The sequence below is a fragment of the Dyella thailandensis genome (genome assembly GCF_050749815.1).
Lineage (GTDB): Bacteria > Pseudomonadota > Gammaproteobacteria > Xanthomonadales > Rhodanobacteraceae > Dyella_A.
Genome location: NZ_CP192735.1, coordinates 1,165,122 through 1,186,866 on the forward strand (window position 1 = coordinate 1,165,122; position 21,745 = coordinate 1,186,866).

Below are 21,745 nucleotides of genomic sequence, written 5' to 3' on the forward strand. Positions count from 1 at the left end.
GCGGGAAGGCAAGCGGGCGATTATCGCCCAAGCCGCGCCGCGCGCTGCGCGGGCGGCTTTCGCGGCCATGCGCCATCGCGTCTAATGTCAGCCCCGTCTGTTGCCGTGTGTTGTCCTCGATGAGTGCGTTGCTGCTGCTGTTCGTCTGTCTGGTGCTCGGTGCGCTGGTGGCGCGTTTCGCCCGTCCGCCCGCCGGCATCGTGCAGGGACTGAACTGGTGGGTGCTCAACGTGGCGCTGCCGGCGCTGGTGCTGGCGATGATTCCGCGGGTGCAGTTCGATCGGCACACCTGGTTTCCCGTCGCGACGATGTGGGTGACCTTCTTCGGTGCGTGGGCGTTGTTCGCCTCGCTCGGGCGAGCGCTGCACTGGCCTCGCGCACGGGTGGGCGCGCTGACCCTGGTATGCGGCCTGGGCAACACCTCCTTCATGGGTTATCCGATGGTGGAAGCCATGCACGGCAAGCCGGGGCTGGCGCTGGCGGTGGTGGCCGACCAGCTGGGCTGTTTTCCGTTGCTCGCCGCCGGCGGCATCGTGGTGGCGTCGCTGTATTCCGGTCGCCAGCCCAGTGCGGCGCTGGTGGTGCGGCGCATCGTCACGTTCCCCGCGTTCATCGCCTTGCTGATCGGCATCGTGGCGGGCGTGGTCGGCGGCTGGCCCGCGGTGCTTGACCATCTGTTCCTGCAGCTGGGTCAAACGCTGACGCCGCTGGCGCTGTTCTCGGTGGGACTGCAGTTCAAGCTGCATCTGCAGCGCGACCAGGTCGGCGCACTGTCGGCGGGGCTGGGCTGGAAGCTGCTGCTGGCGCCGCTGGCCGGCTGGGCCTTGGGCCGGGCGCTGGGCGTGGATGGCCTCACGCTCTCGGTGGGCGTGCTGCAGGCGGCGATGGCGCCGATGATCTCCGCGGCGATCCTGGCCGACCAGTACGAGCTGGAGCCGCGCCTGGCCAACACGGTGCTTGGCGCCGGCATCGTGCTGTCGCTGGCCACGGTGCCGCTGGCCAACTTGCTGATGGGCGGTTAGCCATGACGACCGAACTGGTGGAAGTGCGCCTGGACGTGTGGCTGTGGGCGGCGCGCTTTTTCAAGACGCGCAGCCTCGCCAAGCAGGCGATCGGCGGCGGCAAGGTGGAATTCAACGGCGGACCGTGCAAGGCCGCGCGCGCCGTGCGGCCGGGCGATCGGCTGAGCGTGCGTCGCGGCGAGGAAACGATGGAGGTGGAGGTGCTTGGCCTCGCCGACCAGCGCGGCCCGGCACCGGTGGCCCAGGCGCTGTACCGCGAGAGCGACGCCAGCCGGCTGGCCCGTGAGGTGGCGCGCGAGCAGCGTCGCCTTGTCGGCGCGTCGGTGCGTCCGCCCGGACGACCGGGCAAGCACGATCGCGCTGCGCTGCGTCGGCTCAAGGACAGCAGCGGCAACGACGAAATCTGAGCGTACGCGCACACTGCGCGTGCATCGCATGCGTCGTCCGATTGCGCCGGAACGCGGCACGGCCGAGACTACCGGCGGGGTTTACGAGGGGAGGGCGATATGTCCGGATTCGATCTGTTCAAGCGTTTGCTGGGCAGTAGTGGTGAGCGTCGGCAGCATCTGCCGCGCACCCAGGCCGTCCGTGGTGCACGCATGCTGGTCGTCGACGACTCGCCGACGATCCGTGCCGTGCTCGGCAAGATGCTGCGACAGGATGGCTATGCTGTCTCCGTGGCCGGCGACGGTGAGTCCGCGCTGGCGTTGGCGCGTAGCGAAAAGCCACAGCTGATCTTCCTGGACATCGTGATGCCGGGAATGAACGGCTTCGCGGTGCTGCGCGCACTGCGGCGCGAGCCGGATACGCACGGCATTCCCATCGTGATGATCAGCGGCAACCTGCAGGCCACCGAGCAGTTCTACGTGCAGCGCTTTGGCGCCGACGATTTCATGAAGAAGCCGTTCGGTCGGGCCGAAGTGTTCATGCGCATCCAGCAACTGGTGGAGGCGGGGAGGCTTCCCGCACGCGACCCGGTGCTCGATCCGCCGCAGGATCTGCCGACCGAACCGCTGGAGACAATCGACGCAATTCCCGACGTAGCACTGCCCGATGCCGACGATCCACACATGGTGCCCCCGGTGATCACCGGGCCGCTGCTGGAGCCGCACGACGATGCCGAGCCGCCGCTCGCCAAGCCCGCAACCACCGACAAGCCGGGCTGAGCGCGGTCATCGGATAAATACGCTCGCTACGCCGGCAGCAACCACGCCGGCAGCAACGAAGAAGGCACGGGTGTCGCCACCCGTGCCTTCTTTGCTTTTTGCATCGACCGTGGAGGACGCGCCCGGCCGTTCGCGGCCGCACGCCAGCCTCAGGCGAGGTCGAAGCGGTCCAGGTTCATCACCTTGGTCCAGGCCGCCACGAAGTCATGCACGAACCTCGCGCGCCCGTCGGTGCTCGCGTAGACCTCGGCCAGCGCACGCAGCACCGCATTCGAACCGAACGCCAGGTCGGCCCGCGTGCCGGTGTATTTCACCGCGCCGGTCTTGCGGTCGCGACCCTCGAAATGGTCGCTGGAAGACTTCCATGCTGTAGCCATGTCCAGCAGGTTGACGAAGAAGTCGTTGCTGAGCACGCCCGGGCGGTCGGTGAACACGCCATGCCGGCTGCCGTCGAAGTTCGCCCCCAGCACGCGCAAGCCACCCACCAGGGCGGTCATCTCCGGCGCGGTGAGGGTGAGCAACTGGGCCTTGTCCACCAGCAGGTGCTCGGCCGATGCCGGTACGCCCGGGCGAACGTAGTTGCGAAAACCGTCGGCGAGCGGCTCGAGATACTTGAACGAATCAACGTCGGTCTGCTCGGCGCTGGCGTCGACCCGGCCGGGCGAGAACGGCACGGTGAGGTCAAGCCCGGCGGCCTTGGCCGCCATCTCGATGCCCACGCCGCCGGCCAGCACGATCACATCGGCCAGCGAGGCCTTGCCGGAAGTCTTCTGGATCGCCTCCAGCATCGGCAGCGCCTGGACCGCTGCGGCGTTGACCGGCCAGTCCTTCTGCGGCGCGAGTCGGATACGCGCGCCGTTGGCGCCGCCACGCTTGTCGCCGCCGCGGAAGGTGGAGGCCGACGCCCAGGCGATCGACACCAGCTGCGACACGCTCAGCCCGGAGGCAGCGATCTTCGCCTTGAGGTCGGCGATGTCGGCCGCGGTCGGCTGGTACGTGACGGCCGGCAGCGGGTCCTGCCACAGCAGATCTTCGGCCGGCACTTCGGGGCCGAGGTAGCGTGCCTTGGGGCCGAGGTCGCGATGGGTCAGCTTGAACCAGGCGCGGGCATAGGCGTCGGCAAAGGCCTGCGGGTCGTCGCGGAACCTGCGCGAGATCTTTTCGTAGGCGGGGTCGAAGCGCAGCGACAGGTCGGTGGTGAGCATGGTGGGGCGGCGTGGCGGCGAATCCGGCGTCGGGCCGGGGATGATCGCTTGGGCGCCCTTGGCCACCCACTGGTGCGCGCCGGCCGGGCTCTTCTCCAGCTCCCATTCGAAGTCGAACAGGAAGTTGAAATAGTCGTTGCTCCACTTCACCGGGGTGCGCGTCCAGGTCACTTCCAGCCCGGAGGTGATCGCGTCCTTGCCGGTGCCACTCTGGTAGGTGCTGGCCCAGCCGAAGCCCTGTTGTTCGAGCGACGAGCCTTCCGGCTCAGTGCCCACGTGAGTGGCCGCGCCGGCGCCGTGCGTCTTGCCGATGGTGTGGCCACCGGCTATCAGCGCCACCGTCTCCTCGTCGTTCATCGCCATGCGGGCGAAGGTCTCGCGGATGTCGTGCGCGGCGGCGACCGGATCGGGCTTGCCGTCCGGACCTTCCGGGTTCACGTAGATCAGGCCCATCTGCACTGCGGCCAGCGGGTTGTCCAGGTTGCGCTCGCCGGGCTTGCTGGCGGCATAGCGGCTGTTGGGCGTGTCGCTGGTGGCCAGCCACTGGGTCTCGTTGCCCCAGGTGACGTCCTGGTCCGGTTCCCACACGTCCTCACGCCCGCCGGCGAAACCGAACGGCTTGAAGCCGGCCGATTCCAGCGCGACGTTGCCGGCGAGCACGATCAGATCGGCCCAGGAGATCTGCTGGCCGTACTTCTGTTTGACCGGCCACAGCAGACGGCGTGCCTTGTCCAGGTTGCCGTTGTCGGGCCACGAGTTGAGCGGGGCAAAGCGTTGCTGACCGCGTCCGGCGCCGCCGCGGCCGTCGCCGACGCGGTAGGTGCCGGCGCTGTGCCAAGCCATGCGGATCATCAGGCCGGCGTAGTTGCCGAAATCGGCGGGCCACCAGTGCTGCGAGTCAGTCATCAGGGTGAGCAGGTCGCGCTTGAGGGCGGCGTAGTCCAGCTTGGCGAACTGCTCACGGTAGTTGAACGCCTGGCCCAGCGGATTGGACTTTTCCGAGTGCTGGCTCAGCAGTTCCAGCCGTAGCTGGTTGGGCCACCAGTCGCGGCTCGTGGTGCCGCTGCCGGCATGATTGAACGGGCATTTTGCTTCGGTGGACATGGTGGTTCTCCCTGAGCCGTTGATACGTGTTGAGCCGTTGATGCGTGCCGTCCGGTCAGCGTCCCTGGCTGCCGGTGCCGTGCTGCCCGCACGACGATGACAGAAGGCGCGGGCGCGCCATTTGATGACGGTCATGAGCGCGCCCCAGCGGCCACCAGGCCGGGCCGTTGCCGGCGGTTTCGGCAGGCGGCAAGACTGGCCGCGTTCACGACAGGATCACGTTAGAACGCCGGGTACTTCGGTGGAATTCGTTTGTTCCGATGCGATCGATAGCCGCAGGCTATGTAGCCGGCGCCAGGCCGGCTAGAACGTTTGTGCGTCGCATCGGCCGGCACGGCTGGGCCGCTATGCCGGCGCGCTGGCAGGTATCAGCCGAGCGCCTTGAGCCGGTACAGCTCTTCCAGCGCTTCACGCGGCGAAAGGGCGTCGGGGTCGACGTCGGCCAGGCGCTTCTCCAGTGCCGAAGGTGCGGGCGGGGCGAACAACCCCAGCTGCGGTGAGGCCTCCTCGCGCCGCGCGGTGGCGCCGCCGGGATGCATGCCTTTCTCCAGCTGCGCCAGCGTGCGGCGCGCATCGGCGATCACCGGTTTGGGCAGGCCAGCCAGCGCGGCCACCTGCAGGCCGAAGCTGCGGTTCGCCGGGCCGTCCTTCACCGCGTGCATGAACACCAGTTGCTCGCCGTACTCGACCGCGTCCAGGTGCACGTTGGCGATGCCGGCGTACTCGCCGGCCAGTTCGGTCAGCTCGAAATAATGCGTGGCGAACAGCGTCCAGGCGCGGCAGTGGGTGCTCAGGTGCACGGCGCTGGCGCGCGCCAGCGCGAGGCCGTCGTAGGTGCTGGTGCCGCGGCCCACCTCGTCCATCAGCACCAGGCTATGCTCGGTGGCGTTGTGCAGGATGTTGGCCGTTTCGCTCATCTCCACCATGAAGGTGGACTGGCCGCGCGAGAGGTCGTCGCCCGCGCCGATGCGGGTGAAGATGCGGTCGATCGGGCCGATCGTGGCTGCACTCGCCGGCACGTAGCTGCCGATGTGGGCGAGCAGCACAATCAGCGCGTTCTGTCGCATGTAGGTGCTCTTGCCGCCCATGTTCGGGCCGGTAATCACCAGCATGCGGCGGCTGTCGTCGAGCTTGAGGTCGTTCGGCTCGAACGGCTCGTCGCGCACCTTCTCGACCACCGGATGGCGGCCGCGCTCGATCGCTATGCCCGCCTCGTCGGTGAGCACCGGTTCGGCCCAGTCCAGCGTTTCGGCGCGTTCGGCCAGGGTGGCCAGCACGTCCAGCTCGGCGATCGCCGAGGCGGCGGACTTCAGGGGTTCGAGACGCTCGACCAGCTGGTCGAGCAGCGCTTCGTACAGGGCGCGTTCGCGCATCAGCGAGCGCTCCTTGGCCGAGAGCACCTTGTCCTCGAAGGTCTTCAACTCTTCGGTGATGTAACGCTCGGCGTTCTTGGTGGTCTGGCGGCGCGTGTAATGGGTGGGCGCCTTGTCCGACTGGCCCTTGCTGATCTCGATGTAGTAGCCGTGCACGCGGTTGTAGCCGACCTTGAGCGTGGCGATGCCGCTGGCCGCCTTCTCGCGTTCTTCCAGCTCCACCAGGTACTGGTCGGCGTGGGTGGAAAGGCGGCGCAGCTCGTCCAGCTCGGCGTCGTAGCCGTCGGCGATGACGCCGCCGTCGCGCTGCAGGGCCGGCGGCTGGGCGACCACCGCGCGGGCCAGCCAGGCCGCGGTGTCGGCGTGGTCGCCGATGCGTTCGACCAGCGCGTGCAGCAGCGGGCTGTCTAGCGCGGCGATCTGGCCGCGCAGCTCCGGAGCCGCGGCGAGGCCGTCGCGCAGGGTGGAGAGATCGCGCGGGCGCGCCGAGCGCAGCGCCACGCGGGCCAGGATGCGTTCCAGGTCGCCGATGCCGCGCAGCATCTCGCGCAGGCTCAGGTGGCGGCGGCTGTCGATCAGCAGGCCGATCGCCTGGTGGCGCTGGCGCAGCACGGTGCGCGAGCGCAGCGGCCGGTTCAGCCAGCGGCGCAGCGCGCGCGCGCCCATCGGCGTCACGGTGTCGTCCAGCACGCCGAGCAGGGTGTGTTCGGTGCGCCCGCTGGGGTGGGTATCCAGTTCCAGGTTGCGGCGAGTGGCGGCGTCCAGCGCGATGGTCTCGCTGGCGCTTTCCACCGCCATGCCGGACAAGTGCGGCAGCGCGCTCTTCTGGGTTTCCTCGACGTAGCCGAGCAGGCAACCGGCGGCGGCGATCGCCAGCGGCAGCTTGTCGACGCCGAAGCCACCGAGGTCGCGCGTGCCGAAGAAGCGGTTCAGCTCGCGCCGCGCGGCGTCGCTGTCGAAATGCCACGGCGGGCGCTTGCGCAGGCCGGGCAGGGAACTGACCAGTTTCGGCCAGGCGACGTTCTCGTCGATCAGGGTTTCGGCCGGCTGCAGTCGCGCCAGCTCGGCGGCCAGCGCCTCCGCGGTGGACACTTCGCTGAGCAGGAAACGGCCGCTGGACAGGTCCACCCAGGCCAGCCCGTAGGCGCCACCCGCTCCCGCGGCGATCGCCAGCAGCAGGTTGTCGCGGCGCTCCTCCAGCAGCGCGGCGTCGGTCACCGTGCCCGGCGTGACGATGCGCACCACCTTGCGCTCGACGATGCCCTTGGCCAGTGCCGGGTCGCCGATCTGCTCGCAGATCGCCACCGATTCGCCCAGCTTCACCAGCCGCGCCAGGTAGTTTTCCACCGCGTGGTAGGGCACGCCGGCCATCGGAATCGGCGCGCCGGCCGACGCACCACGCTGGGTCAGCGTGATGTCGAGCAGTCGCGCGGCCTTGCGGGCGTCGTCGTAGAACAGCTCGTAGAAGTCGCCCATGCGGAAGAACAGCAGCACGTCGGGGTGCGCCGCCTTGGCCGACAGGTACTGGCGCATCAGCGGCGTGTGCTGGGAAAGATCGTCGTGGCTCATGCGTGGGGCGGGTCTTGGCTCGGTCGCGCGGAACGGGTAGAACGGAGGGCTTCGCGCCGCAGGCGGCGCTTGTTCAAGCCCGGGAGTCTCGCATGGAGTCGTCGTCCGTTCCTACCGATGCGCAGCTGCGCCAGCTCGGCGAGGACGTTGCCGCGCTCATGCGCGAGCGCAAGCTGATGCTGGTGACGGCCGAATCGTGCACCGGCGGCTTCATCGCCAAGGTGCTCACCGATCTGCCCGGCAGCTCGGCGTGGTTCGACGCCGGCGTGGTCACCTATAGCTACGAGGCGAAGGAGGCGCTGCTCGGGGTCAATCCGCGCACGCTCGAGCGCACCGGCGCGGTGAGCGAAGAGACCGTGCTGGAGATGGTGTCCGGCGCGCTGGCGCGTTTCGGCGCCGGGGCGGCGGTGGCGGTGACCGGCATCGCCGGACCGTCCGGTGGCACCGAGGGCAAGCCGGTCGGCACCGTGTGGATCGGCTGGAAGCGCCGCGGCGGTTACGCCCACGCGCGGCTGTTCCATTTCCAGGGCGATCGCGACGCCATCCGCCGTCAGACCGTGGCTGCGGCCCTCGCCGGCCTGGGCAAGGAGCTGACAGCCTGAGCCGGCGCGGGCCGGCGATGGCGCGCTGTCGCGCCCACGGAGGCGGCTTGACCGGTATGGGATACTCGCGTTTCGGCCTATCGCAGCCCGTGAGATCGCCGCGGCTCATCATGCGGGCTCGCCATTCCGGCCACCTCTTTTCACAGCTACCGCAGGATCCCCACGATGGATGACAACAAGCGCAAGGCGCTCGCCTCGGCCCTCGGCCAGATCGAAAAGCAGTTCGGCAAGGGCGCGGTGATGCGCCTGGGCGACCGGGTGAACGAAGCCATCGAGACCGTTTCCACCGGCTCGCTGGGCCTGGACATCGCGCTGGGCATCGGCGGCCTGCCGCGCGGGCGCATCGTCGAAATCTACGGCCCGGAGTCCTCCGGCAAGACCACGCTCACCCTGCAGGCCATCGCCAACTGCCAGCGCAACGGCGGCACCGCAGCCTTCGTCGACGCCGAGCACGCGCTCGATCCGTCCTACGCCGAGAAGCTGGGCGTGAACCTGGATGACCTGCTGATCTCCCAGCCGGACACCGGCGAGCAGGCGCTGGAAATCGCCGACATGCTGGTGCGCTCCAACGCCGTGGACGTGGTGGTGGTCGACTCGGTCGCCGCGCTCACCCCGAAGGCGGAAATCGAAGGCGAGATGGGCGACTCCCACGTGGGCCTGCACGCCCGCCTGATGAGCCAGGCGCTGCGCAAGCTCACCGCCAACATCAAGAAGTCCGGCACCCTGGTGATCTTCATCAACCAGATCCGCATGAAGATCGGCGTGATGTTCGGCAGCCCCGAGACCACCACCGGCGGCAACGCGCTGAAGTTCTACGCCTCGGTGCGCCTGGACATCCGCCGTACCGGCGCGGTGAAGAAGGGCGACGAGGTGATCGGTTCGGAAACCCGCGTGAAGGTGGTCAAGAACAAGGTGGCGCCGCCGTTCCGCCAGGCCGAGTTCGAGATCCTCTACGGCGAGGGCACCTCGCGCGAGGGCGAGATCATCGAGCTGGGCGTGCGCGAGAACCTGATCGACAAGTCCGGCGCCTGGTACAGCTACAACGGCGACCGCATCGGCCAGGGCAAGGAGAACGTGCGCCAGTTCCTGCGCGACAACCCGGCCATCGCCAATGAGATCGACCAGCAGTTGCGTGCGCGACTGCTGGTGAGCGGCAAGGCCGCGCCGGCCTCCGCCGAAGAAGCGGTCGACGCCGACGCCTGATGGTGGGTGAGCCGCGCCAGGCATCCCGATCCGGATGAAGCGGCGCAACGACAACGATCGTCCCAAGCCCAGCGCCTACGACAAGGCGCTGGGCCTGTTAGCGCGTCGGGAGCAGTCCCGGCGCGAGCTCAAGCGCAAGCTGGGGCAGGGCGGCTACGAGCCGGACGAGGCCGATGATGCGCTCGACCGCCTGGGCGAGCAGCGCTACCAGGACGACGAGCGGTTCGCCGGCATGCTGGTGCGCAATCGCGCCGGCCAGGGCTACGGCCCGGTGCGCATCCGGATGGAGCTGAAGACCCACGGCGTGGACGACGCCACCGCCCGGCAGTTGCTGGAGGATGCCGAGGTCGACTGGCATGCCAGCGCCGCCGCACAGCTGCGCAAACGCTACGGCGGCAAGGCCGCGGCGGACTTCGCCGAGCGCACCAAACGGGCGCAGTTCCTCTTGCGTCGCGGCTTTTCCGCCGCCACAGTACGTAGCGTTACCCACGCCGAAGTGGATGACGCCGACGACGACTGAGGGTGCGGTCGACGCGGCGTCGCCGCGGCGTGGCCTTGTTTCAGCCGTCGGATTTTTCGATGGCCCCATCGCCAGAAGCCCGCATGAAAACCGCTGACATTCGCTCCGCCTTCCTCGAATTCTTCCGCGCCAAGGACCACGCGATCGTGCCGTCCGCCTCGCTGGTGCCGTCCAGCGATCCGACGCTGCTGTTCACCAACTCCGGGATGGTGCCGTTCAAGAACGTGTTCCTGGGAAGCGAGAAGTTGCCGTACGTGCGCGCGGCCGACGTGCAGCGCTGCCTGCGCGCCGGCGGCAAGCACAACGACCTGGACGCCGTGGGCTATACCGCGCGCCACCACACCTTCTTCGAGATGCTGGGCAACTGGTCGTTCGGCGACTACTTCAAGCGCGAGGCGATCGTGTGGGCGTGGGAGCTGCTCACCGACGTGTTCAAGCTGCCGGCGGACAAGCTGTGGGTCACCGTCTACCACACCGACGACGAGGCCTTCGACATCTGGAACAAGGAAGTCGGCGTGCCGGCCGAGCGCATCGTGCGCATCGGCGACAACAAGGGCGCGCCGTTTGCCTCGGACAACTTCTGGCAGATGGCCGACACCGGCCCATGCGGTCCGTGCACCGAGATCTTCTACGACCACGGTCCGGACGTGGCCGGTGGCCCGCCCGGGTCGCCGGACGAGGATGGCGACCGCTACATCGAGATCTGGAACCTCGTGTTCATGCAGTTCGACCGCGCGCCGGACGGCACGCTGAGCCCGCTGCCGGCGCCCTGCGTGGATACCGGCATGGGCCTGGAGCGCCTGGCCGCCGTGTTGCAGCACGTGCATTCGAACTACGAGATCGACCTGTTCGAGCACCTGATCCGCAAGGCCGGCGAGTTCACCGGCACCACCGACTTGGCCAACAAATCGCTGCGGGTGATCGCCGACCACATCCGCGCGTGCTCGTTCCTGATCGTCGACGGCGTGCTGCCGTCCAATGAGGGCCGCGGCTACGTGCTGCGACGGATCATCCGTCGCGCCCTGCGCCACGGCTGGATGCTCGGCGTGCGCGGCGACTTCTTCTGGAAGATGGTCGCGCCGCTGGTGCTGGAGATGGGCGACGCCTATCCGGAGCTGGCGTCGAAGCAGGCATTCATCGAAGACGCACTGCGCACCGAGGAGCAGCGCTTCGGCGAGACGCTCGAGCACGGTATGCGCGTGTTCGACGAGGTGGCGGGCAAGGCCGGCAAGATCATTCCCGGCGTCGACGCCTTCCGCCTATACGACACGTATGGTTTCCCGGTCGACCTAACTGCCGACATCGCCCGCGAACGCGGCATGGAAGTGGACATGGACGGCTTCGAGCAGGCCATGAACGAGCAGCGCGAACGCGCCCGTGCGGCGGGCAAGTTCGAAGCCAAGGGGCTGATGCCGGCGGACCTGGCCAGCGAGCTCAAGCCCACCGTGTTCCTCGGCTATGACGCACTGGCGGCCGACGGAGTCAAGGTGGTTGGCATCGTGCGCGGCGGCAAGCAGTTCGATCAGTTGGCGCAGGGTGAGGAAGGGCTGGTGATCCTGGATCGCACGCCGTTCTACGCCGAGTCCGGCGGCCAGGTGGGCGACACCGGCGCGCTGGTCGCGCCGGGCGGGACGTTCGAGGTATCGGACACGCTCAAGATGGGCGGCGTGTTCTTCGGTCATGCCGGCACGTGGCGTGGAACGTCGCCGCTGCGCCGCGGCGACACGCTCAGCGCGCAAGTGGATGAGGCGCGTCGCCAGTCCACCGTGCTCAACCATTCGGCCACGCATCTGTTGCATGCCGCGCTGCGCAAGGTGCTCGGTGAGCACGTCACGCAGAAGGGCTCGCTGGTGGCACCGGAGCGGCTGCGCTTCGACTTCGCCCACTTCAAGCCGATGAGCCGAGACGAACTCGCCGAGGTGGAGGCGCTGGTGAACGCCGAGGTGCGCCGCAATGCGCCGGCCGAGGTGCACAACATGGGCTACGACGAGGCGATCGCCTTCGGCGCCATGGCGCTGTTCGGCGAGAAGTACGGCGACGAGGTGCGCGTGCTCAAGATGGGTGATTTCTCCACCGAGCTGTGCGGTGGCACGCACGTGGGCCGCACCGGTGACATCGGCCTGTTCAAGATCGTCAGCGAGGCCGGCGTGGCCTCGGGTGTACGCCGCATCGAGGCGGTCACCGGTGCCGGGGCGCTGGCTCATGTCGCCGACGAGGAGCGTCGTCTGGGCGAACTGGCGCAGCTGCTCTCCGGCAGTGGCGACGAGGTGGTGGACAAGCTGCGCCAGCTGTTCGACAAGCAGAAAAAGCTCGAGCGCGAGCTGGAATCGTTGCGGGCCAAGGCTGCCGGTTCCGCCACCGCTGATCTGGCCGGAGCGGCGCGGGACGTGGACGGCATCAAGGTGGTTGCTGCGCGACTGGAAGGGCTCGACGCCAAGGCTCTGCGAGACAGCGTGGACCAGTTGAAGCAGCAGCTTGGCGACTGCGTGATTCTGCTGGCGGGTGCGGCGGACGGTCGCGCCTCCCTGGTGGCTGGCGTGCACGGCAAGGCGCTGGGGCGGATCAAGGCCGGCGATGTGGTGGCTCACGTGGCCGCGCAGATCGATGGCAAGGGTGGCGGCCGGCCCGATATGGCGCAGGGCGGCGGCAGCGACACGTCTCAGTTGCCCGCTTTGCTCGATGCGTTGCCGGCATGGGTGGGGGCGCGTCTGGCCGGTTGATCTAAGGGGGCTGAACGGCCCCGATCGCCCGCCAAAAGTCGATTGCGCGGTTTACCAGCGCTCGGCTAGTATCAATGGATTGCCGGTGTCACTGGTTGCGGTGGCACTGCCTGCCAAGACAAGTTGTTCGCCTTGGCTGAAGCCGGGGAAGGCGGAAAGGCCTTCGACGGAAACCGTCGTCGAACTGTTGGCAGACTCAGGGGTGAGGTCTTGCCAGTCAGATGGCCTGTAACCACACCATTCTATGGAGTAGCAAATCATGTTGATTCTGACCCGTCGGGTCGGTGAAACCCTGATGATCGGTGACGAGGTGACCGTCACCGTTCTCGGCGTCAAGGGCAATCAGGTGCGTATAGGCATCAATGCGCCCAAGAACGTCTCGGTGCATCGCGAAGAAATCTATCAGCGGATCAAAGGCGAGAACGAGTCCGGGGCCGCAGGCTCGGGCGAAAATACCGCCGAATAAGCACACAAGGCTTTACCTCGACCACGTCGGTCAGTATCCTTGCCGGCTCCGCAGCAATGCGGACAAATACGGAGAGATGCCCGAGAGGCCGAAGGGGCTCCCCTGCTAAGGGAGTATAGGGTCAAAAGCCTTATCGAGGGTTCGAATCCCTCTCTCTCCGCCAGTTACGCAAAACGCCCCTTCGTGGGGCGTTTTGCGTTTTCTGGGCGTCGTTTCACACGCGCTCTGCGCATCCGCCGAAGGGGCGCCGTTACTGCGTCGGCAGGCCCGCCAGCTCGACGCCCTCGCGCGTGACGCGCAGCAGCGAGCCCTGCTCGTACCAGTCGCCAAGCACGATGCGCTCGGCCATATGGCCGTCCAGATCGAAGCGATGGATGGCCGGCCGATGGGTATGGCCATGGATCAAGCGAGTGACCCCGGCGGCACGCATGGCCTGGGCGACGGCCTCGTCATTGACGTCCATGATGGTTTCCATGGTGCTGCCCGTGTGTGCACGACTGTCCTCACGCGCCTTGGCTGCAAATGCGCGACGGGCTTGCAGTGGCATGGCGAGGATCTGCGCCTGCCACTGCGGCTGGCGCACCTGGCGACGAACCGCCTGATAGGCGGTGTCATCGGTGCACAGCACATCGCCGTGCATCAGCAAGGTGCGACACCCCTCGATGTCATGCACGGTGCCATCGTCGAGCAAGGTCATGCCGGCGCGTTGCGCAAACGCTTCACCAATGAGGAAGTCGCGGTTTCCGGCGATGAAGTACACCGGCACGCCGCTCTCCCTCACGCCCCGCGTGGCTGCCGCGATGCGGCCGGGAAGTTCGGCGTCATCGTCGTCGCCGATCCACGCTTCCACCAGGTCACCGAGGATGTACAGCGCGCTGGCCGCACGTACCTGTGCGCTGGCGAGCAGGCGTTCGAACAAGGCGGTGATCTGCGGCCGACTGTCGTCCAGATGCAGGTCGGAAATGAGTACCGTGGCCATCGATGTCAGCCCTTCGCGGCGGGCTTGGTCTTCTTGGCCGTCTGCGCGCTTTTGGCGGGAGCCGCTGTCGAAGCGGGCGCGCCTCCAACGGTGCTCGCGGGCGCGGCGTCGCCTACCACCTCGGCACCGGTGATCACCACGATGGGATTGGGCACGTCGCCGGCGAAAGGGCCGAGCGCGCGGGTCGGCAGGGCGGCGATCTTGTCGACCACGTCCATGCCCTTGATCACCTTGCCGAACACCGCGTAGCCCCAGGTCAGACCGCTCTGGCTGCCTACGAAATCCAGCCGGCGGTTGTCCACGAGGTTGAAGAAGAACTGCGAGGTTCCCGAGTTGGGATCGGCACCGCGAGCCACCGCCACCGTGCCGCGCAGATTGGACAGGCCGTTGTCCGCCTCGCTGGCGATGGCCGGGCGGGTGCGGCGGGGCTGCAGATCGCGCGTATAAAGGCCGCCTTGCACCAGATAACCGGGAATGGCGCGATGGAACACGGTGCCCGCGTAGAAGCCGTCACGCACGTACTGGAGGAAGTTAGCCACGCTTTTGGGCGACTTGTCCGGATACAGCTCCAGCGTGATGTCACCTTGGCTCGTGTGCAGTACGACCTGGGGAGCCGGTGCCGGCGGCGCGGGAGCATCCTTGGCCGCGCTCTGGGCGCGCAATGCGATGGGTGTGAGCAACAGCAGGGAAAGCAGGCAGGCTTTGAACATGGGACTCGTGCATGCAGAAGATCGGCCCATGATACGCGGCCCACGTCACCGGGGTGCATCGCGGCGTGCACAAGGCGTGAAGGGTTGCTAGCATGAATTTGCGGCTGCGCAGGGGCAGCTGTGGAGATTCGACATGCAAACGATGAATACGCACTTCGCGTTGCGACGCGGACTGCGGTTGTTTGCAGGGATGCTGGGGGGACGCAAGGACTCGCCCACGTCGCAAGAGACGGCGACTGTCAGACACGATCTTGTTTCCTGGTGCTCCGAGGCGCGAACCCGTCGCGGGGATGAGCTGGCGCGACGACAGAACCTGGAGTGGCCGGTCGACGGCTAAGCGGTTTGTGACGGATTTTGGGTGAAGGGTTGCCCGGGCGCGAGCCGGTCGAGTAGACCGGTGTTCGCGCACGCCTGTTGTAGGCATGTTCTGACGGCGACAACGCTGCCCTGATGGCACTCTCACGGTTTCGGTGGCAAGGGGAATTCAGCCAAGTGAGGCGGGGCCGCCATTTTTCAGGTTTCAAGTGCCGGGGCAGGTAGGCCCCGGCTGTCAGCCGGCGCGAACGCGCCTATCATGCACGGGCACGACGACGCCCCTGCGCCGCCCAAGGAGGGTACGAAGTGATCAATATTGTTCTGGTGGACGATCATGAGCTGGTCCGCACCGGCTTCCGGATGATCCTGCAGCAGCAGCCTGACATCCGCATTCGCGGCGAGGCGGGAACGGCGGAGGAGGGGCTTCGCCTCATTCGCACGCTGGCACCGGATATCGCGCTGGTGGACGTCCACATGCCGGGCATGAGCGGTATCGAACTGACCGAGCGCGTCTGTCGGTCCAAGCTCAACACCCACATCGTCATCGTCACCGTGGTCGATGACGCCCGCTTTCCCAAACGCCTGCTCGATGCCGGTGCGCTGGGCTATCTCACCAAGGGATGTTCGGCCGAGGAGTTGCTGGCGGCTGTGCGTCAGGTGGCGACCGGGCGCCGCTACCTCGCGCCAGCGGTGGCGCAGCAGCTGGCCCTGGCCACTCTGGACGGCAGCGAATCGCCGTTCGACGTGCTTTCCAGCCGCGAACTGGAGGTCGCCATGATGCTGGTGCGCGGCAAGCCGCTGACGCTCATCGGCGAGCAGCTCAATCTCAGCCCCAAGACGGTTTCCACTTACAAGCAGCGCCTGATGGAGAAGCTCAACGTGGATCACGTGATCAGCCTTGCCCACCTGATGGCGGTGCACGGGCTGATCGATACGGCCAACCAGCAGCATGCAAATGCCTGACGAACTTTGACGGGCGCACAAAAAAACCGGGCCTTGGCCCGGTTTTTTTGTGGCTGAAGCCGATCGATCAACTTGCCGTGGAATCGTCCCGCTTGCGGGGCTCTTCGGTCGGCTCGTTTTCCACGGACTCGGCATCGGCGCTTGCCAGGTGCTCCTTCGTGGCGGCCAGCAGATCGCCCTGGGACGGCTGAGAGGCCGGCGCGGTCGCGGGCTCGGCGACGGCTGCCGGGGGCTCCGCGGTGGTCAGCGGCTGCGGCGGTGCAGGCGGTGCAGGTGGCTCGGTCGGTTCCGCGCGCTCCGCCGCCGACGTGACCGGCAACGAAGTCGTCGATGGCGCGGCGATCTTCACCTCGTCAGCCGACGCTTCCGGCGCTTCTGCGGCCGGCTCACCCTCGGCCACCACCGGATCGGGGATCGGCGGCAGCACGGGCAGGTTGAACGACGCGGGCATCACCGCTGCCGGGCGCTGCTCGGGCGGATTCTCCGCTGCGGCGGGCGTGGGGGCAGGCGTGACAGCCGGCGCAGGCGCGGCCGCAGTGACAGGCTCGGACTTCTGCTCGGCGCCCGATTCCGACACAACAACAGCTGCGGCGGCGGCCGGGATCGATGCGCTGCGCGGCTGGGCAGGCGCGGCAGGCGTCGGGTTCGGCGTGGTCTTGGCCGAGGTCTCCTCGGCCTCGTCGCCGGCCGCGTCATCGCGGTCCTCGTCATCCAGTGCCTTGGCCTGCAGCGAGGCGTCGGCGGACGTCGCTGCGCCATTCTCGTCCTGACGACGGCGACGGCGTCCGCCGCGGCGGCCACGACGGCGGCGCGCACCACCGCCCTCTGCCTCACTCGTGCCGTCCGGCTGGGTGTTGCCTGGCGTGGCCGCGACCGCAGCTGCGACCGTGGCTGCGTCGGTCGCGGCCGGCTTCGGCTCGTCGCTGACCCGCTCGGTGGGTGGAGTGGTTCGTGCCGGCTGCGGCTGGCGCTCGGGGCGCGGCGACGCCGGTGGCGTCAGGCTGACGTCGGCCTTCGCGGCCTTGTCCTCGCGCTGGGGCGGCTGGGCCGCGCGCGCCGGGCGTTGTTCCTGCCGCGGCGTGGCGGCGGCCTGAGCCTGACGCGCCTGGCCGCCGGATGACTGTTCACCGCGCTGGCGGTTGCCGCCCTTGCCGGACGACGCACCCGACGCATTGGCGTTGCCGCGGTTACCGGGCTCGCGACGGCCCGCCGGGGCACCGCCGCGATTGGCGGAAGCGCCACCGGGCTGATTCGCGCGACCCCGCTCGTCACGGCGTGGAGCCTGCTGGCGACGGTTGGATGTTTCCTTCGGCGAGGTAGCTGCCGTCTTGTCCGACGTTTCCTCGGCGCCACGGAACCAGCCGAGCAGACGAGACAGGATGCCACCGGAGGACGGCGCCGGGGCGGCCGCGGCCGGTGCCTGGGCACGACGCGGGGCCGGCGCCACCGGGGCGGGGGCGACCGTCTCTTCACGCACCGGTGCGGGCGACGAATGCACCACGCCGCTCACCGCCGGCTGCTCGCTGCTGCCCAGCGTCTGCCCCATCTTGGGAATCGGCGACGCTTCGACGGCAGTGAGGCGCTCGTAGCTGGGCTTGCTGTGCTCGCCCATCTCCGCTTCCTTGATCCGCTGGATCTGGATGTGCGGCGTCTCAAGCTTGTCGTCGGCCACGATCACCACGTGGACCTTGTTGCGCAGCTCGATCTCGACCACGCTGGCGCGCTTTTCGTTGAGCATGAAGTTAGCCACCTGCGGCGGCGCCTGCACCAGCACCTGGCCGGTGTTGTCCTTCATCGCGTGCTCTTCGATCAGGCGCAGCGTGGACAGCGACAGCGATTCGATGCCGCGGATGTGGCCATGGCCCTCGCAGCGCGGGCAGACCACCTGGGTCGCCTCGCCCAGCGACGGGCGCAGGCGCTGACGCGACATCTCCAGCAGGCCGAAGCGCGAAATGCGGCCGATCTGCACGCGGGCACGATCGAGCTTCAGCGCGTCCTTCAGCTTCTCCTCAACCTCACGCTGGTGGCGCGGGCTGTCCATATCGATGAAGTCGATGACGATCAGGCCGCCGGCGTCACGAATGCGCAACTGGCGGGCGATTTCCACCGCCGCCTCGCAGTTCGTGTTGAACGCGGTTTCCTCGATGTCGCCGCCCTTGGTCGCCTTGGCCGAGTTGATGTCGATCGCGGTGAGCGCTTCGGTCTGGTCGATCACGATCGAGCCGCCGGACGGCAGGCGCACCTGGCGGTCGAACGCGCTCTCGATCTGGGTTTCGATCTGGTAGCGCGAGAACAGCGGGGTGTCGTCCTTGTAAAGCTTGAGCTTGCGCAGGGCGTTGGGCATCACCTGCTGCATGAACTCGCGCGCGTCGTTGTACAGCGACTCTCCGTCGATGAGGATTTCGCCGATGTCGTTGCGCAGGTAGTCGCGCAGGGCGCGGATGAACAGCTTCGATTCCTGATAGATCAGGAACGGCGCCTTCTGCTTGCTGGCCGCTTCGGAGATCGAGCGCCACAGGGTGAGCAGGTAGTCCAGGTCCCACTGCAGTTCTTCGGCGTCGCGGCCCATGCCGGCGGTGCGCACGATCAGGCCGACGTCGTCGGGCACGTTGAGATGATCCAGCGCTTCCTTCAGCGCCTGCCGGTCTTCACCCTCGATACGGCGCGAGACGCCGCCCGCCTTCGGGTTGTTCGGCATCAGCACCATGTAGCGGCCGGCCAGGCTGATGAAGGTGGTCAGCGCCGCGCCCTTGTTGCCGCGCTCTTCCTTTTCCACCTGGACGACCAGCTCCTGGCCTTCCTTCAGCAGCTCGCGGATGTTCGCCTTGTTCGGGTCCAGGCCCGGGGTGAAGTACTCGCGGGCGATTTCCTTGATCGGCAGGAAGCCGTGGCGCTCGGCGCCGTAGTCGATGAAGCATGCTTCGAGGGAGGCTTCGACGCGAGTGATGCGGCCCTTGTAGATGTTGGCCTTCTTCTGCTCGCGGGAGGGGATCTCGATGTCGAGGTCGTACAGGGTCTGGCCATCGACGATGGCCACGCGCAACTCTTCACGCTGAGTTGCGTTGATCAACATGCGTTTCATTGTGTTGTTTTCCTTCAGCTTGCCGCGCGTCGCGTGCCTCGGTGGCGCCACTGGGGGCGGCCTGCCGGGGATCGCGCCGCTGCGGTCAAGCGGCAAAAGTACGGCACCAGTCCGGGTGCCGGCGATGATTCCTGGTCACTACGCCGCGAATCGCCGACACGGCGCAGGCCGATCGGACAAACCGCAATCCGAACCGTTACGATGAAAGGGAGCAGCGACCGGATGCCCGGGGAAGGCGGCCGGCGCAATCCTCACCGACGTGACGGACGGGCCGGTCCGATCGAGCTGATCGGACACGGGCAAAGCGCCGGCCGAGTATCCTATCGAAGCGGATTTTTTTCAATGCAGACGGTAACTTCCCCCGACGTATCTCAAGGGGTGCGTCAAGTCGAGATCGGCCCGGAGCGAGACGGGCAGCGGATCGACAACGCCCTGATGACCCTGCTCAAAGGGGTCCCCAAGAGCATGATCTACCGCATCCTGCGTACCGGGCAGGTGCGGGTGAACGGCAAGCGGGCCAAGCCCGACACTCGTCTCACGGCGGGTGACATGTTGCGCATTCCGCCCGTCCGCGTCGCAGAGCGTCCTGAGACACAAGGGCCGAGTCCGGGCCAGATGGCCTCGGCCGCGGAAGCGGTGATCTTCGAGGACAAGCATTTCCTGGTGATCGACAAGCCCACCGGCATGGCCAGCCACGGCGGCAGCGGGGTCAGCCACGGGGCGATCGAGCTGATGCGGGCAGCGCGCCCGAACGATCACCTCGAGCTGGTGCACCGGCTGGATCGCGATACCAGTGGCGTGCTGGTGTTTGCCAAGACCCGCGCCGGGCTGACCGGCCTGCAGGCGGCCATTCGCGACAACCAGGTGGTCAAGCAGTACCTCTGCCTGATGGTGGGGCACCCGTCCAAGGCCCGGTTCGACGTCAATGCACCGCTCGCCAAGTTTGTGCTTCAGGGCGGAGAACGTATGGTAAGAGTGTCCGATAACGGCAAGCCGTCGCTCACTTTTTTCCGTGAGATCGAACAGTATCCGGGCGCCCGCCTGATGCAGGCGACGCTGGGTACCGGGCGCACTCATCAGATTCGCGTGCACGCCGCCCACATCGGCCATCCCCTTGCCGGCGACCCGAAATACGGTGATCGCGAGGCCAACAAGCGCTTCCGTGAGCTGGGGCTGCAGCGCCTGTTCCTGCACGCCTCCCACATGAGTTTCGAGCTGGACGGGCGCTCGTACAGCTTCTCGGCGCCGCTGCCAGATGACCTGAGGAAGTTTCTGGAAACTATTGCTTCTAAAGGAAAAAGCGTGCGCTAACCTCGAGCGAGCGCAAGCCATTGCCGATCAGGCCGGCGCCCACCACCAAGGCGCAGGCGGCGTGGGCCAGGGCAATCGGCAACAAGCTCCGCTGCTGCACAAAGCACCAGGCCCACCACAGCTCGGCGAGAAAGCACAGATGCATCAGTGCGCCGTTGGGGACGTGCAGCAACGCAAAGGCCAGCGCGGCAGCCAGCACGGCCCACCGGACGGGCAGGAATTTCTCCAGCTGGCCCAGCGCAAAGCCCAGGATCAGCCACTGCTGCAACGCGGCCCAGCCGAGATAGACCAGGGCGCGGCGCGGCGGCGTGGGATCCGATGCATGGCCCCACAGCAGGCACACCAGCAGCGCCGCTGGCACCAGGGCGAGCGGCCACCACCACGCCACCGAGCGCCACGGACCGATCCAGCGCCAGTCCGCCGACCGGCCTGCGCGCTGGGTGTACGCCGCAAAGATCAGCGCGGAAGCGAACCCGGTCACTCCAGCCAGCGTGGGACGTTGCCCCCATTGCAGCCCGGCTACCAAAATCACCGGGCCGAGCAGGCCGGCCAGCAAGGTCTGCCATGCCGGGCGGGGGCGCCGGGCAAGCCAGCAAAGCACCAGCACATAGGCGCCCACGCCGAGCCAGGAGAGCCAGGGAGGCAGCGGCTCTCTTGGTGGCTTCCTCAGCGACGCGTCGCCGGCGACCACGATGGCGGCTGGGCGCCAAGCCACGGCGGCGTCGCGGCGGGCGAGCAACTGCTCCGCACTTGCCATGGCGGCCAATCGCACGATGGGTACAGCCGGTGCTGGATTGGCTGAATCGGCCGCGGATGAGCCGTCCAGCGCCGGCTGCGGCGGAACGAGAGCCAGCGGATCGGGAGCGAGGAGGGCTGCATCGTCCAACAGCAGGCGCTGGCCGCGCGGCATCGTGATGCGCAGGCGCAACATGTCGGCCCGGTTGACGGGTGCGCACGGGGTGGTCGTCGTATTGATGGAGCGCAGGTCGACGTCGATCCGCGTACCACGCCAGACGATCGGCGCACTCAGGCAGGCCGGTTGTCCCGTCGTCTGCCAGACCACCTGCAGGGTGACCGGCTGTGCGGCGGCACGGTCGAGCCGGAGGAGGGGCCAATGGAGCAGATCCAGCCCGCGCGCGATCGGCAGCCCCAGCTCGAACGCTGTTCCGTCCAGGCTGGTTACCTCGACGCCGCCGTCGACGGCACGCGTGCGGGCCGGACCGAAGGCGCGGCCGGCCACGAAATCCTCTGGACTGAGAAAGCGCCACCGCCAGAGCGGCTGGCCGGCCCGCAACACGGCCAGCTCGCTGCGGGCCTCCTGCGCGAGGTAGCGTGTCGTGAGCGCCGAGGCCAGCAGCCGGAACGCCAGCAACGCGACCACCACGGCGAGCAGCCAGCCGGTCGCGACAGCCACGCCGCGGGCGGAGGGCGTCAC

At 67.8% G+C, this 21,745-nt stretch carries 16 protein-coding genes and 1 tRNA gene; 11 read left to right on the forward strand and 6 right to left on the reverse strand.

Translation table 11 applies throughout. The features are described 5' to 3' along the window. Positions 1-119 precede the first annotated feature (119 nt). The 3 genes from ACQVBX_RS05410 (at position 120) to ACQVBX_RS05420 (ending at position 2,188) form a co-directional block, all read left to right on the forward strand. A complete protein-coding gene (locus ACQVBX_RS05410) occupies positions 120-1,022 on the forward strand; it encodes an AEC family transporter (protein WP_431636947.1) in 903 nt (300 codons plus the stop codon). A gap of 2 nt (positions 1,023-1,024) precedes the next feature. Continuing rightward, positions 1,025-1,429, forward strand: a complete 405-nt coding sequence (locus ACQVBX_RS05415; RefSeq protein ID WP_431636949.1) for an RNA-binding S4 domain-containing protein — start codon at positions 1,025-1,027, stop codon at positions 1,427-1,429. 99 nt (positions 1,430-1,528) lie between these two features. Continuing rightward, complete coding sequence (locus ACQVBX_RS05420) at positions 1,529-2,188, forward strand: response regulator (protein WP_431636951.1); 660 nt, start codon at positions 1,529-1,531, stop codon at positions 2,186-2,188. Positions 2,189-2,337: 149 nt separating this feature from the next. Here the strand turns inward: ACQVBX_RS05420 and katG are convergent, their stop codons facing one another. Next, positions 2,338-4,497 (reverse strand): catalase/peroxidase HPI, encoded by a 2,160-nt coding sequence (gene katG / locus ACQVBX_RS05425; RefSeq protein WP_431636953.1) that lies wholly within the window; start codon positions 4,495-4,497, stop codon positions 2,338-2,340. A 368-nt stretch (positions 4,498-4,865) separates the two neighbouring features. Next, positions 4,866-7,439: a DNA mismatch repair protein MutS gene (mutS, locus tag ACQVBX_RS05430; protein WP_431636954.1), complete on the reverse strand. Its 2,574-nt coding sequence runs from the start codon at positions 7,437-7,439 to the stop codon at positions 4,866-4,868. Between the two features lie 92 nt (positions 7,440-7,531). Here mutS and ACQVBX_RS05435 point away from each other — a divergent pair, with 92 nt between their 5' ends. The 6 genes from ACQVBX_RS05435 to ACQVBX_RS05460 all read left to right on the forward strand — a co-directional run bounded on the left by ACQVBX_RS05435 (position 7,532) and on the right by ACQVBX_RS05460 (position 13,113). Then, entirely contained in the window at positions 7,532-8,041 is a 510-nt protein-coding gene (locus ACQVBX_RS05435; RefSeq protein WP_431636955.1) for a CinA family protein, read from the forward strand. A gap of 165 nt (positions 8,042-8,206) precedes the next feature. Further along, positions 8,207-9,244, forward strand: a complete 1,038-nt coding sequence (gene recA, locus ACQVBX_RS05440) for a recombinase RecA (protein ID WP_431636957.1) — start codon at positions 8,207-8,209, stop codon at positions 9,242-9,244. Between the two features lie 34 nt (positions 9,245-9,278). Continuing rightward, positions 9,279-9,764 (forward strand): regulatory protein RecX, encoded by a 486-nt coding sequence (locus tag ACQVBX_RS05445; RefSeq protein ID WP_431636958.1) that lies wholly within the window; start codon positions 9,279-9,281, stop codon positions 9,762-9,764. An 83-nt stretch (positions 9,765-9,847) separates the two neighbouring features. Then, on the forward strand, positions 9,848-12,484 hold the full coding sequence (alaS, locus tag ACQVBX_RS05450) for an alanine--tRNA ligase (protein ID WP_431636959.1): 2,637 nt from the start codon (positions 9,848-9,850) through the stop codon (positions 12,482-12,484). A gap of 259 nt (positions 12,485-12,743) precedes the next feature. Then, a complete protein-coding gene (gene csrA / locus ACQVBX_RS05455; protein WP_431636961.1) occupies positions 12,744-12,950 on the forward strand; it encodes a carbon storage regulator CsrA in 207 nt (68 codons plus the stop codon). A 70-nt stretch (positions 12,951-13,020) separates the two neighbouring features. After that, positions 13,021-13,113: transfer RNA gene (locus ACQVBX_RS05460), tRNA-Ser, on the forward strand. Positions 13,114-13,200: 87 nt separating this feature from the next. Here ACQVBX_RS05460 and ACQVBX_RS05465 read toward each other — a convergent pair. Continuing rightward, positions 13,201-13,929, reverse strand: coding sequence for a UDP-2,3-diacylglucosamine diphosphatase (locus ACQVBX_RS05465; RefSeq protein WP_431636962.1), 729 nt, complete (start codon positions 13,927-13,929; stop codon positions 13,201-13,203). A 5-nt stretch (positions 13,930-13,934) separates the two neighbouring features. Continuing rightward, positions 13,935-14,639: a peptidylprolyl isomerase gene (locus tag ACQVBX_RS05470; protein ID WP_431636963.1), complete on the reverse strand. Its 705-nt coding sequence runs from the start codon at positions 14,637-14,639 to the stop codon at positions 13,935-13,937. Positions 14,640-15,260: 621 nt separating this feature from the next. Between ACQVBX_RS05470 and ACQVBX_RS05475 the strand changes: the two genes are divergently transcribed. Next, positions 15,261-15,917, forward strand: coding sequence for a response regulator (locus tag ACQVBX_RS05475; RefSeq protein ID WP_431636965.1), 657 nt, complete (start codon positions 15,261-15,263; stop codon positions 15,915-15,917). 67 nt (positions 15,918-15,984) lie between these two features. Here the strand turns inward: ACQVBX_RS05475 and ACQVBX_RS05480 are convergent, their stop codons facing one another. Further along, a complete protein-coding gene (locus ACQVBX_RS05480) occupies positions 15,985-18,999 on the reverse strand; it encodes an Rne/Rng family ribonuclease (protein WP_431636966.1) in 3,015 nt (1,004 codons plus the stop codon). A gap of 342 nt (positions 19,000-19,341) precedes the next feature. On the opposite strand from ACQVBX_RS05480, the gene ACQVBX_RS05485 reads away from it, so the two are divergent. After that, positions 19,342-20,310 carry an RluA family pseudouridine synthase gene (locus ACQVBX_RS05485; RefSeq protein WP_431636968.1) on the forward strand — a complete coding sequence of 323 codons (969 nt, stop codon included), beginning with the start codon at positions 19,342-19,344 and terminating at the stop codon, positions 20,308-20,310. Here the strand turns inward: ACQVBX_RS05485 and ACQVBX_RS05490 are convergent. Then, complete coding sequence (locus ACQVBX_RS05490; RefSeq protein ID WP_431636970.1) at positions 20,288-21,745, reverse strand: CPBP family glutamic-type intramembrane protease; 1,458 nt, start codon at positions 21,743-21,745, stop codon at positions 20,288-20,290. The two genes, ACQVBX_RS05485 and ACQVBX_RS05490, sit on opposite strands and share 23 nt — an antisense overlap.